The sequence below is a fragment of the Actinomycetospora sp. TBRC 11914 genome, from assembly GCF_012933465.1.
GTDB lineage: Bacteria > Actinomycetota > Actinomycetes > Mycobacteriales > Pseudonocardiaceae > Actinomycetospora.
This window is the reverse complement of record NZ_JABBND010000001.1, coordinates 277,707-289,876: the sequence shown is the minus strand read 5'-3', so window position 1 is coordinate 289,876 and position 12,170 is coordinate 277,707. Positions and strand designations below refer to the sequence as shown.

General features: G+C 73.8%; 12 protein-coding genes. All 12 read right to left on the bottom strand.

The features are described 5' to 3' along the window. Entirely contained in the window at positions 1–1,338 is a 1,338-nt protein-coding gene (locus HH311_RS01325) for an ATP-grasp enzyme (RefSeq protein ID WP_169181786.1), read from the bottom strand. After that, complete coding sequence (locus HH311_RS01320; protein WP_312029864.1) at positions 1,335–2,126, bottom strand: TauD/TfdA family dioxygenase; 792 nt, start codon at positions 2,124–2,126, stop codon at positions 1,335–1,337. Before HH311_RS01320 ends, HH311_RS01325 begins: the two co-directional genes overlap by 4 nt. Beyond that, positions 2,123–2,965 (bottom strand): class I SAM-dependent methyltransferase, encoded by an 843-nt coding sequence (locus tag HH311_RS01315; RefSeq protein ID WP_169181785.1) that lies wholly within the window; start codon positions 2,963–2,965, stop codon positions 2,123–2,125. Before HH311_RS01315 ends, HH311_RS01320 begins: the two co-directional genes overlap by 4 nt. After that, entirely contained in the window at positions 2,962–4,188 is a 1,227-nt protein-coding gene (locus HH311_RS01310; RefSeq protein WP_169181784.1) for a sedoheptulose 7-phosphate cyclase, read from the bottom strand. Before HH311_RS01310 ends, HH311_RS01315 begins: the two co-directional genes overlap by 4 nt. 31 nt (positions 4,189–4,219) lie before the next feature. Then, complete coding sequence (locus HH311_RS01305; protein WP_169181783.1) at positions 4,220–4,897, bottom strand: HAD-IA family hydrolase; 678 nt, start codon at positions 4,895–4,897, stop codon at positions 4,220–4,222. A gap of 233 nt (positions 4,898–5,130) precedes the next feature. Next, positions 5,131–5,862 (bottom strand): ZIP family metal transporter, encoded by a 732-nt coding sequence (locus tag HH311_RS01300; RefSeq protein ID WP_169181782.1) that lies wholly within the window; start codon positions 5,860–5,862, stop codon positions 5,131–5,133. 51 nt (positions 5,863–5,913) lie between these two features. Next, positions 5,914–6,564 carry an XRE family transcriptional regulator gene (locus HH311_RS01295; RefSeq protein ID WP_169181781.1) on the bottom strand — a complete coding sequence of 217 codons (651 nt, stop codon included), beginning with the start codon at positions 6,562–6,564 and terminating at the stop codon, positions 5,914–5,916. Further along, a complete protein-coding gene (locus HH311_RS01290) occupies positions 6,561–7,739 on the bottom strand; it encodes an FAD-binding oxidoreductase (protein WP_169181780.1) in 1,179 nt (392 codons plus the stop codon). The genes HH311_RS01295 and HH311_RS01290 overlap by 4 nt, the downstream gene beginning before the upstream one ends. Continuing rightward, on the bottom strand, positions 7,732–9,099 hold the full coding sequence (locus tag HH311_RS01285) for an FMN-binding glutamate synthase family protein (RefSeq protein ID WP_169181779.1): 1,368 nt from the start codon (positions 9,097–9,099) through the stop codon (positions 7,732–7,734). Before HH311_RS01285 ends, HH311_RS01290 begins: the two co-directional genes overlap by 8 nt. Then, complete coding sequence (locus HH311_RS01280) at positions 9,099–9,791, bottom strand: glutamate synthase (RefSeq protein WP_169181778.1); 693 nt, start codon at positions 9,789–9,791, stop codon at positions 9,099–9,101. Before HH311_RS01280 ends, HH311_RS01285 begins: the two co-directional genes overlap by 1 nt. Beyond that, positions 9,779–10,678 (bottom strand): glutamine amidotransferase, encoded by a 900-nt coding sequence (locus HH311_RS01275; protein ID WP_248291986.1) that lies wholly within the window; start codon positions 10,676–10,678, stop codon positions 9,779–9,781. Before HH311_RS01275 ends, HH311_RS01280 begins: the two co-directional genes overlap by 13 nt. Before the next feature lie 52 nt (positions 10,679–10,730). Beyond that, positions 10,731–12,101, bottom strand: a complete 1,371-nt coding sequence (glnT, locus tag HH311_RS01270) for a type III glutamate--ammonia ligase (protein WP_169181777.1) — start codon at positions 12,099–12,101, stop codon at positions 10,731–10,733. Positions 12,102–12,170: the final 69 nt, after the last annotated feature.

Genomic DNA, 12,170 nt, shown 5'->3' with positions numbered 1-12,170 from the left:
TCAGTCTCCGGCAGGCTCGACGAGCTTGCCGATGTTGAAGTCGATCCGCACCCACCGGCGGCCCTCGCGCAGCGCGTGCCAGAGCAGCACCGGGATCTGGAGGTGGTGCACCAGCAGGAATGGCAGCGGGTCGTCGAGGTCGAAGATCGCGTCGGTGCCGCGCAGGACCACCCGCAGCCGCTCCGGGGCGCTCGTCGGGTGGCGGAGCATCCGCCACAGCTCGTGGTAGAGCCAGTACGTGGGGCGGCCCGTCGCGCTCGGCCGCAGCACGGAGTCGTCGCGGCCGGGGGAGGCGTGCTCGAGGTAGGCGCGGGCGAGGTCCCCGGGCTGGTCGTGGAACATCGTGATCGCCGAGTGGGTGCGCGGGTTGCACTCCAGCGCGACCGGCTCGCCGTCCTCGCCGACCATGACGTCGAACGAGTACTGCCCGGTGAGCTTCCGCTCGGCGACGAAGGTCTCGACCCACCGCTCGATCGCGGGCACGTCGACCGGCGCGTAGTTGACCTGGAACGCCGACGACTCGCAGCAGCAGTACACCCGGAGCCGGCCGTCGCGGGCGGTGCCGTGCGTGCAGTACTCCCGGCCCGGCACGAACGCCTGCAGGATCCAGGGCGTGTCCGGTCCGATCGGCTTGGAACGGGCGAAGGCGGCCGTCTCCTCGCGGGTCGGGCGCGGCAGCGGCGTGAGGTCGAGACGGTTCACCGCGTCGTACGGGATGCTCTTGAGCACGTAGCGGGTGCCGTCGTCGGGGAACGCGAACGCCGCGACCTCGTCGGGCGAGGTGACGCGGTGGGTCTCGGGCACCGACAGCCCGGAGGCCCGGGCGGCCTCGGCGAAGGCGGCCTTGTCGTCGACCGTGTCGATCGCCTCGGCGTCGCCGTGCAGCACCTCGCACCACTGCTCGAGCACCGGCTTGGCGAGCGCGTCGTAGCGGCTCGAGGCCGGGCTGCACACCGGCACGTACACGTCGACGCCCTCGCGGCGCACCACGTCGACCAGGGCGTCGGCGTAGCCCGGGTCCTCCGGCGGCGGGACGACGTGGAAGGCGTCCACGGCACGGGAGAACCGGTGCCCGGTGAGGCGGTAGCGCCCGGACTCGACGAGGACGACGCGGTGCCCGGCCGCGTGGAACGCGCGCGCCAGGGTCAGCGCCTTGGTCATCTTCCCGCCGCTGACCAGCACCGTCCGGGGCCGCTCCGGGACCCCGCGCGCCGGCGTCCCGACGACGGCGGAGCGCACCAGGGCCCCGGCGGTGACGGCGGCGGTGGCGGGCAGCGCGGCGAGCAGCAGCGCCTGGGTGCCGAGCGTGCGGGCCGCGGTGCCCCAGCGCGTGCTCACGCCACCCCCGGGTAGGCCGCGACCATCCCGCGGTGCATCACGCGGTCCCCGACGACCCCGGAGTGGTCGGCCTGGTGCAGCACGGCGCCGTTGTCCCAGACGACGACGTCGCCGGGGCGCCAGGTGTGCCGGTACACGTTGTCCGCGCGGGTGGAGTGCGCGAGGAGCGCGCCGATCGTCGCGGCGGACTCGTCGTCGTCCATCCCGCTCACCGCCGCGCAGCGCTTCGGGGCGTCGAGGTAGAGCGCGACCCGGCCCGAGACGGGGTGGGGCCGCAGCACCGGGTGGTCGGCGGCGGCCTCGTCGTCGGGCCCGAGGTCCAGGCCGGTGACGACGTGGCGGATGGTGCGGCCCGCGACGCGGTCACGCAGGTCGGCCGGGAGCGTGTCGTGCGCCCGGTACTGGTTGCTGAACAGCGTCTGGCCACCCTGGGCGGGGATCTCCACCGCCCGCAGCGCGGTGTAGGCGGGCGGCCGGGCGACGTAGCCGGTGTCGATGTGGAAGTTGCTGCGCGGCGGCGTGGTGCGCCCGACGTTCGAGATCAGGTTGAGGTCGGGGTGGCCGGGCAGCGGTGTCTCCCCGGTGGTGAACGCCAGCTCGCCGAGGCTGCGCAGGAACGCGGTGAACGCGTGATCGGCCCCGTCGTCGGCGTCCTGGGCGCGCAGGACGAGGACGCCGTGCTCGGCGAGCAGGTCGCGCAGGGTGCCGACCTGCTCGGGCGTGAGCGGCCCCACGGCGAGGCCGCTGATCTCGGCGCCGACGGGGTCGAGGGGCTGTGCCGTGATCACCGGGGCTCCTCGGGGACGCGACGGACGAGCGTGAGGCCGTCGCGGAGCGGGACGAGGACCTGCTCGACGCGGGGGTCGGCGGCGAGCGCGTCGTTGAACGCCGCGACGGCGGCGCCGTTGGCGGTCGGTGTGGTCCCGCGCCACGGCTGCCCCTGCATGAGGGTGTTGTCGACGACGACGAGGCCGTGCGGCGCGAGCAGGTCGCTGCCGAGCAGCAGGTCGAGGTAGTCGCGGTACCCGGCCTTGTCGGCGTCGACGAAGACCAGGTCGAACGTCTCGCCGGCTCCGGCGAGGGCGCGCAGCGTGTCCGCGGCCGGCCCGACCCGGACCTCGATCCGCGCGCCGGCCCGCGACGCGGCGAACGACTCCTTCGCGAACGCGGCGACCTCGGCGTCGACCTCGCAGGCGACGACGCGGCCGTCGTCGCCGACGGCCTCGGCCATCGCCAGCGCGGAGTAGCCGGTGAACATGCCGACCTCGAGCACCGACCGGGCGCGGGTGGCGTGCACGAGCAGGCGCAGCAGCTGCCCCTCGACGTGCCCGGAGAGCATCTCCTGCTCCAGGCCGGTGTCGCCGGGGTGGGCGCGCCAGTCGTGGGCGGCCGTGCGGCGCGCGAGATCGGCCAGTGCCGGCGACTCCGGGGAGGTGGCCCGCTCGAGGTAGGGGTCCAGCCCGGCCGCCAGGTCGCGCGCGGCCCGCAGCCGCTCGAGCGCGGCCGCGTCGAGCCCGCCGGCCTCAGCGTGGGCGAGCACCGCGTCGAGCTCCGCGGCGAGGATCCCGACCGGGGTCACCGGGCGTGGCGCGTGCGGCGCCGTGACCGGGGGCGCCGGCGCGCTCACGCGACGCCCGCCTCGTCGGGGACGACGAACATGTCCTCGCCCTCGCCGCCGCGGGGGTACTGCGCCACCAGCTCGCGATGGGTGTCGAGGGTGGCCGCCAGTTCCTCGGGTGAGAGGTCGTTGACGAAGACGCAGTGCCCGATGGGGCGCGGCACGGCGGCGCGGAGCTGCCCGTTGCGGGTCTGGACGATCGAGTCCGTCGCCCTGGTCAGCAGCTCGACCGTCAGGTACGGGCTGTCGAGCGTCAGTCCGAGCCGGCTCAGCAGCGCGAAGACGCGGTCGCGCTCGCCGGCGGTGAGGTAGCCGCGGCGTTCGGCCAGCGTCGTCGAGAGCGCCATGTCCACGCTGATGGCGTGCCCGTGGAAGTAGGGCGGGTCGGGGGTGAGCTCCAGGGTGGGGCTCCAGGTGTGCCCGAAGGCGATGACGCGGTCGAGGTCGAGCTCCTGGAGGTTCGGGACCTCGAGCGCGAGCATGGTGTGGATCGCGTCGTAGGTCAGCCGGTGCGCGATCTCGCGCAGCTCCTCGGTGCCGTCGCGGTGCCCGAACCGGGTGTGCAGCAGGTCCTCGCCGTACTTCTCGAGCAGGTCGAAGATGCCGGCGTTGCCGACCGTCGCGATCTTGACCAGCTCGGCCATGCCGTTGCGGACCTGGTCGACCGGGAGGGTCTCGAGGAACGAGAAGTCGAGGATCACCTGCTGCGACGCGTGGAACGCGCCCAGGCGGTTCTTGTTCTTCCCGTGGTTCACCGCGACCTTGATCGCGACGCTGGCGTCGATGAGCCCGATGAGCGTCGTCGGGATGCGGATGTAGTTCGTCGCGCGCCGGAAGAGCGAGCACGCGGTGCCCGTGACGTCGGTGATCAGGCCGCCGCCGACCACCAGCACGGGCTCGGTGCGCACGAGGCCGAACTCCCCGAACGCGTCGACGATCCGCTCGACGGTGCGCATCGACTTGTCCGGCTCGCGGATGGTCAGCGGGAGCACCGTCAGGGCGATGCCGTGGTGGTCGAAGTAGGCCTGCATCGCCGCGCCGTGGTGGGCGTGCACGGCCCGGTCGACGACGGCGAGGCAGCGGCCGTACGGGCGGTAGGCGTCGGCGACCTCGGTGTTCTCCGGGGAGAACACGCCGTCGACGTAGCGGAGCGTGTAGTCGATCCGCTCGTAGGCCTCGACGTGGAAGGCGGTCTCGGTCGCGGTCAGCGTCGGCTGGGGTGGGGCGGCCATCGGGAATCTCCTGGTGTGGGGATCGGCGGGCTCAGCGGTTCTCGACGAGGTCGCGCAGCTGGGCCAGGTCGAGGGCCTCGACGCGGGCGAGCGCGGCACCGAAGTCGGCCGACGCCGTGTTCTCGTTGGGGAACGCGACGCAGGGGACCTCGGCGGCGGCCGCGGCCTCGACGCCGCCCGGGTTGTCCTCGACGGCCACGCACTGCCCGGCGGACAGGCCGAGCTCGTCGAGCGCGACCGTGTACGCGGCGGGGTCGGGCTTGGTGCGCTCGACGCGCGACGAGTCGACGACGACGTCGAACTCGCCCGCCGCGAGGTCGTCGCGCACCGCCTCGAGCAGCGCCGCGACGTTCTCCTTCGAGGTCGAGGTGACCAGCCCGACGCGCAGTCCCTGCTCGTGCGCGGCCCGGACGGTCTCGGCGACGCCCGGCCGCGGGTGCAGGGTCGACGCCCCGAGCAGCTGCTGGAAGATCCGCGACTTCGTGGCGTGCACGGCGTCGGCGTCGACGGACTCGCCGGTCGACCGCGCGTACTCGGCGATGCGGTCGCGGCCGCCGTTGCTGGTCAGCATGGCCGCGTAGCGCTCGCGGTCCCACTCCCAGTCCAGGCCGTGGTGGGAGAAGGCGTCATTGAACGCGCGGCGTTGGAGCTCCGAGGTGTCGACGACGGAGCTGATGGAGCCGAGCAGGAGCGCGGACGGAGCAGGCACGAGGGCACCTCGGGAGGAGAGGGAGGATGCGGCAGGAAGGCGCGGGCGACCGGCGCCCGACGTCGTTCCGCCGGGGGTCGCGACCCCGGGGTAGCCCCGCGGCGGGACCTCAAACGGGAGCGTTCGTCGCGCGGGTCACCCGCGCCGGCGCGCGTTGATCAGGAGCACACCGGGCAGCCCGCGCGGCCCGAGGGGTCGCGTCCAGTGCCCCTCGCCCGGGCGGGCCCGACGTCTCAGCCGACGAGCCCGGTGACCACGAAGATGAAGGCGGCACCGACGACGGTCAGCGCCAGCCGCGGCAGCGACGACTCCTCGTGCGCCTGGGTCAGCAGCTCGCCCGCGCCGATCATCAGGAAGACGCCGGCGAACGCGGCGAGCCCCAGCGCGTAGGCCTGGCCGGACAGCGGGACCGCGGCGCCGATGAGCGCGCCGATCTCGGGGGCGATCGCGTCGACCGCCAGCCAGGCCCGGGCGCGGCTCGGCCGCTGGTGCTGGGAGAGCACGAACGTCACCGTGTTCATGCCGTCGGCGAAGTCGTGGGCGACGACCGCGACCAGCACGAACGCCCCGACCTCGGGGGAGATGGCGAACCCGGCGCCGATGCCGAACCCGTCGAGGAGGCTGTGGAACGACAGCGCGGCCGCGCCCAGCCCGCCGACCGGGCGGTGGGCGGCCGCGTCGTCGGGCGCGTCGCGGTGGTGGAGCACGGCCAGCCGGCTGAGCACGAGGAACCCGAGGTAGCCGATGCCCATCGCGAGCCCGACCGTGCGCGGCGTGCCGGCCGACCCGAGCTGCTCGATCGCCTCGGGCGCCAGGTCGAACAGCGCGACACCGAGCACGACGCCCCCGGTGAAGGCCATCACCGCACCCAGCCGGCTTCGCAGGCGCAGCGCGAGGAACCCGCCCGCCGCGGTGGAGGCCACCGAGAGCAGCGCGAAGAGCGGTCCGTACCCGTGCACCGTCACCCCTGTCCCCGCGCGGACGAACGCCGCCGACCCGGGAACCCTAAGCGCGCCCTACTCGTCGCACGGATCGGCACCGTCGTCGCCGTGGGCGAGGACGGAGAGGAAGCGGATCGGGAGCTCGACCAGCTCCTGCGGACCGTGGAGACCCTCGCCGTCGAGCTGGAGCGCGTCGCCCGGGCGCATCGTGTAGCTCGACTCGCCGTGGGCGTAGACCATCACGCCCTCGAGCATGTACAGCAGCTCGTGGCCGGGGTGCTGGAAGAGCGGGAACACCTCGCTCTGCTCGGTCAGCGTCACCAGGTGGGCCTCCTGGCGCTTGTGCGGTCCGCGCAGCGAGCCGAGCAGCGTGTAGTCGTGGCCCACGCGGGTGCCGCGGGCGACGATGCGCGGCCCGGCGCCCGCCGGGGTGTACACCGCCTCCCGTTCCCCGTCGGCGCCGCGGAAGAACGAGGTGACGGGCACGTCGAGGGCGTCGGCGAGGCGGGCGAGGGTGGTGAGGCTGCAGGAGGTCTGGGCGTGCTCGATCTTCGAGAGCATCGGCTTGGAGATGCCGGTCCGCACCGCCATCTCGGCGAGCGTGGCCCCGGACTCCTGGCGGAGCCGGCGCACCCGGTGGCCGATGGCCCGCTCGAGCTTCCCCTCCTGGGACCGGGCCGCGCTGACCTCCCGGGTCGCCGGGCCGGTGTCCGGTCCGTCGGTCATCGCATCTGTCCCGCCCCGACGTAGGGGTGGGGGCTCGTCAGCAGGTTCCCCTCGGCGAAGCGGGACAGGCGGAAGTCCGACTCGGGGACGTCCGGGTCGCTGCTCTTGCCGTCGACGACGAGATCGGCGACCAGGCGCCCCACCGACGGCGAGATCTTGAATCCGTGCCCGGAGAACCCCGCGGCGACGACGAGTGCCTCGACCGGGGTCTCGGAGATCGCCGGGTTGAAGTCCGGGGTGACGTCGTAGCAGCCGGCGTAGCTGGAGCTGATCGCGGCGTCCACGAGGCCGGGGAACCGGGTCCCGACCTTCTCCACCGCCACGTCGAGGGCGTGCTCGTCGGCCTGGTTGGAGTACCGGTCGGGGTCGGCGGGCTCGAGCCTCGAGAGGTCGGAGTTGCCGAAGAGGATCTCCCCGCCACTCTCCGGGCGGACGTACTGCAGCGACACCAGGTCGGAGAACACCGGCACGGGGCCGAGGTCCTGGCCGGGGTCGATGAGCACGATCTGCTCGCGGTGCACCGTGATCGGGAGGTCGATCCCGTGGGCGGCGAGCAGCGGCACCGACCACGGCCCGGCGGTGACGACGACGTGGCCGGCGGGGATCTCCTCGCCGTCGGCGAGCCGGACGCCGCGGGCGCGGCCCCCGGTCACGAGGATCTCGGCCACCGTCGCGCCCTGCCGCAGCCGGACACCCTGACCGCGGGCGGCGGCGGCGAACGCCTGGGCGGTCCGGTAGGCGTCGCCGTACCCGCCCCGGGGCTCGTACGCGAACGCCGCGAAGGGCTCGAGGTCGGCGACCGGCCACAGCCGCGCCACCTCGTCGCGGTCGATGTCCTCGGTGCGGACCCCGACGGCGCGCTGGTCGGCCAGCGAGGCCTGCAGGGCGTCGACGTTCTGCGGCCCGACGCCCACGACGTAGCCGGTCTGGTGGAAGCCGACGTCGGTGCCGAGGACCTCCTCGGCGTTCTCGAGCACGTCGAGCGCGCGGTCGGCCATGGCGGCCAGCGAGGAGACGCCGTAGTGGCAGCGGACGACGCCCGACGACTTCCCGGTGCCGCCGGCGCCCACGGTGGCGCGCTCGACGATCACGACGTCGGTCACGCCGCGCTGCGCCAGCGCCCACGCGGTGGCACAGCCCTCGAGGCCGCCCCCGACGATGACGACCTCAGGCATGGTGGCCCCTTCCCTGGGTCCAGCTCCGCTCCGCTCCGTGTCCGGCTCCCGGGATCCAGTCGGTACCCGCGAGCGGTACGCGGGCCATCGCGGCGGCCTCGACCGTGAGCGCGACGAGGTCCTCGGGCTCCAGGTGCCGCACGTGCGACTTGCCACAGGCCCGCGCGATCGTCTGCGCCTCCATCGTCAGCACCCGCAGGTAGTTCGCGAGCTGCTTCCCCGCGCGGATCGGGTCGAGCCGGGACGCGAGCTCCGGGTCCTGGGTGGTGATCCCGGCCGGGTCGCGGCCGTCCTGGAAGTCGTCGTAGCAGCCGGCCGCGGTCCCGAGGGCCTCGTACTCCGCCGCGTACTCCGGGGAGTTGTCGCCCAGCGCGATCAGCGCCGCGGTCCCGATCGCCACCGCGTCGGCCCCCAGGGCCATGGCCTTGGCGACGTCGGCGCCGCTGCGGATGCCGCCGGAGACGATGAGCTGGACGCCGTGGCGGTGCAGGCCGAGCTCCTGCAGGGCCGCCGTGGCCTGCGGGATCGCGGCGAGGGTCGGGATGCCGACGTGCTCGATGAACACGTCCTGGGTGGCGGCGGTGCCGCCCTGCATGCCGTCGACGACGACGACGTCCGCGCCGGCCGCGACCGCGAGCTTGACGTCGTAGTAGGTGCGGGTGGCGCCGACCTTGACGTAGACCGGCTTCTCCCAGTCGGTGATCTCGCGCAGTTCGAGGATCTTGATGGCGAGGTCGTCGGGGCCGGTCCAGTCGGGGTGGCGGCAGGCGCTGCGCTGGTCGATGCCCGCGGGCAGGGTGCGCATGCCGGCGACCCGGTCGGAGATCTTCTGGCCGAGCAGCATCCCGCCACCGCCGGGCTTCGCGCCCTGCCCGAGGACGACCTCGATGGCGTCGGCCTTGCGCAGGTCGGTCGGGTTCATGCCGTAGCGGCTGGGCAGGTACTGGTAGACGAGCGTCTTCGACTGGCCGCGTTCCTCGGGCGTCATGCCGCCGTCACCCGTCGTCGTACTGGTGCCGACCTCGGAGGCGCCCCGCCCGAGGGCCTCCTTCGCCTGGCCGGAGAGGGCGCCGAAGCTCATCCCGGCGATCGTCACCGGGGTCTGCAGGTGCAGGGGGTAGCGGGCGTTGCGGGTCCCGAGGACGACGTCGGTGTCGCAGCGCTCGCGGTAGCCCTCGAGCGGGTAGCGCGACATGGAGGCGCCGAGGAAGAGCAGGTCGTCGAAGTGGGGGACGGCGCGCTTGGCGCCCCAGCCGCGGATGTCGTAGACGCCGGTCTCGGCGGCGCGCTGGATCTCGGCGATGACCCCGCGGTCGAAGGTCGCTGATTCTCGCAGCGACGGGGAATGTTCCAGCGCCATCAGTACGCCCCTGCCTGCTCGGAGTGGAAGTGGTAGAGCCGGCGCGCCGAGCCGTACCGGCGGAACTGCGCCACGTCGTGCTCCAGGCCGGCCGCCGCGAGGAGCTCGGCGAGCTCGGAGCGGTGCTCGTCGCGCACCTCCTTCTCGACGCAGTCCGCGCCGAGGGCCCCGACGGTGCCGCGGACGTAGAGGCGGGCCTCGTAGATCGAGTCGCCGAGCCCGTCGCCGGCGTCGCCGCAGACGACCATGCGGCCGGCCTGCGCCATGAACGCGCTCATCGGGCCGACGGAGCCGCCGACGACGATGTCCACGCCCTTCATCGAGATGCCGCACCGCATCGAGGCGCTGCCGCCGATCACGAGCAGCCCGCCGTGCGCGGTCGCCCCGGCCGACTGCGAGACGTCGCCGGTGACCCGGACCGTCCCGGACATCATGTTCTCGGCGACCCCGGTGCCCGCGTTGCCGTGGATCGTCACGATGCCGCCGTCGTTCATGCCGGCCGCGTAGTAGCCGACGTGGCCGCGGACGTCCACGGTGATCCCGCGGTCGATCCCGGCGGCGACGGCGTGCGCGCCGGCCGGGTTGCGCACCTCGTAGAGCTTCGCCGACGGATCGTGCAGCTCGGCGTTGAGCGCCCGCACCGACCCCGAGGCGAGGTCGACGGTGATCGTCTCCGTGCCTAGCGCTGCCATGCGTAGACCCTCCCGGGCTCGGGCTCGTAGAGACGGGCGGACTCGATCCCCGGCAGGCCGGTGAGACCGCGGAACTCCGAGGCCATCGCGACCCACGCGTCGGTCTCGGCGACGATCGCGGGCTTGCAGGCGATCGGGTCGCGGACGACGGCGAAGCCCTCCGCGCTGGTGACGAGCAGCGTGTAGAAGCCGTCGAAGACCTCGCGGAGCGCCAGCAGGGCCTTCTCCAGGTCCTCGCCCTGGGCCAGCCGGGAGGCGACGTACCGGGCGCCGACCTCGGAGTCGTTCTCCGAGTCGAAGCGCACGCCGGCGTGCTCGAGCTCGCGACGGATCGTGGCGTGGTTGGAGAAGGAGCCGTTGTGCACCAGGCACTGGTCGGGGCCGACGGAGAACGGGTGGCAGCCCTCCGGCGTCACCGCGGACTCGGTCGCCATGCGGGTGTGGGCGAGGGCCTGCCACCCGGACGCCCCCGCGAGGTCGTAGGTTGCGGCGAGGGCGCCGGGGTGCCCGGTCCCCTTGTAGACCGCGAGGTCGTGCCCGGTGCCGACCACCAGCGCCGTCGGGAACGCCGTCGTCACCCGTGCCACCAGCTCGTCGAGGCCGGTCGGGGCCGCGACGACCGTGGTGTCACCGGCCCGCGTGACCACCGCGTCCAGCCCGCCGGTGTCGGCGTCCGGCGGCAGGAGCACCGACACGGCGGCGTGTCCTTCGGGCACCCGGCGGGTGTCGCCGTAGACGGCGACCCCGGCCGAGTCCGGGCCACGCTCCGCGACGCCGTCCAGCATCGAGACCATCAGCCGCCCGAGCTGCGGGTACAGCCCCGGGTCGCGCAGGTGGAGTCCGACGATTCCGCACATCGGGGAGAGGCCCTCCTTCGTCGGCGCCATGTGCACGGATGTGGTCGCCAGGACGACCACATCCGTTCACATGGGCGCAGCCCTAGAACGCGGTCAGGTAGCGGTCGTGCTCCCAGGAGCCGACGGTGGCGTGCCACTCGAAGAACTCCTCGCGCTTCGCGGCCCCGAAGTACTCGGCGACGCCGGGGCCGGCGGCGTCGAGGGCGGCGGTGACCACGGGGTCGGCGCCGAGGGCCTCGACGGCGTGGAGCAGCGTCGGGGGGAGCTCGGGACGCTCGGCCGACCCGGGGGAGCCGGGGTCGACCTCGCGGGCGATCCCGTCGAGCCCGGCGCCGAGCGCCACCGCGAGCGCGAGGTAGGGGTTGGCCGCGCCGTCGCCGCCGCGCAGCTCGATGCGGTTCCCGTCGGGGATGCGCACGTAGTGGGTGCGGTCGTTGCCGCCGTAGGTCGGGCGGTTCGGCGACCAGGTCGCGCCCGACCGGGGCGCCGACGCCCGGGTGCGCTTGTAGGAGTTCACGGTCGGCGCCAGGACGGCCTGCAGGCCCGAGGCGTGCTCGAGGATCCCCCCGAGGAAGCGGTACGCGAGCTCGGAGAGCCCGAAGCCGCGGGCGTCCGCGTCGTCGGGGAAGCGGGAGGCCCCGTCGCCCCACAGCGACAGGTGCAGGTGCATCCCGGACCCGGTGCGGTCGGCGAAGGGCTTGGGCATGAAGGTCGCGGTCATGCCGCGCTGCTCGGCGAGCACCGAGATGAGGTAGCGCGCGGTGATGACGCGGTCGGCCGTGGTCAGCGCGTCGGCGTAGGCGAAGTTCTGCTCGAACTGCCCGTTGGCGTCCTCGTGGTCGTTGGCGTAGTTGCCCCAGCCGAGGGCGTTCATCGCCGTCGAGATGCCGGTGAGGTGGTCGTACATCCGGGTCAGGCCGCGGGCGTCGTAGCAGGGCTGGGCCTCGGTGTCCTTGACGTCGGCCGGGGCGAGGGAGCCGTCGGCGTCGCGCCGGACGAGGAAGTACTCGATCTCGGCGCCGGCGCACAGATCGAGGCCTCGCTGCGCGGCCTGTGCCAGGACGTTCTTGAGGATCACCCGCGGCGCGAAGTGCCAGGGCCGGCCCTCGACGTGCGGGTCGCAGTGCACCAGCGCGAGACCCTCGCGCACCCACGGCAGCGGCGTGTAGCTCGCCAGGTCGGGCAGGACGATGAGGTCCGGGTCGCTCGGCTGCTGGCCGATCGCCCCCACTGCGTAACCGGCGAACCCGACACCTTCGTGCTGCAGCTCGTCCGCGGACTCGACCGGCACGAGCTTCGCGCACGGCTTGCCGGTGAGGTCGACGAACATCGCGAGCAGGAACCGGACGCCGTCGGCGCGGGCGAGCTCGGCCAGCGAGGGCTCGGCGGCGTCGCCGACCGCGGCGGTGCGGCTCGGCTCGGGCCGGACGACGGGTGAGGCGTCGAGCGTCATCGTGGCTCCCTTCGGGTCTTGGCAGGAAACGTAATCTCTTCCGAGGAGATGCGGAAGGGCTGGCGGCGC